1 other RNA gene is annotated in these 326 nt (G+C 54.6%); it reads left to right on the plus strand.

The features are described 5' to 3' along the window. Nucleotides 1–326: a transfer-messenger RNA gene (ssrA, locus tag LKX83_RS32230) on the plus strand; the annotation flags it as partial.

The following is a 326-nucleotide window of genomic DNA, read 5'->3' on the forward strand; positions in this document are numbered from 1 at the left end:
ACGGGGATAGTTCGAGCATGGGTTGCGGGTAGTGGGGACGCGTCCGCTTCATCAACGCTAAAGCCTATTAAATGGCAACCAACGTACAACTTTAGCAGCAGCCTAAGAAACTGTATGCTAAGCTTCTACTCTCCATCGCCCATGTGGCGGGATAGGGGCTCAACTTTAGTGGGATACGCTGTCTAGTCTCCGCCTGGGGCTAGCTGAAGAAGACAATCAGGCTGACCCGAAGCAGAGCCGGTTACGGGGCGCTGCTAGGGTGACATCAAATCCGTGACTACACCCGTAGAAGCCTGTGTGCCGTTATCTTCGGACAGGGGTTCGAC

Origin of the sequence: Cohnella baijiui (assembly GCF_020731285.1) — a bacterium.
Lineage (GTDB): Bacteria > Bacillota > Bacilli > Paenibacillales > Paenibacillaceae > Cohnella.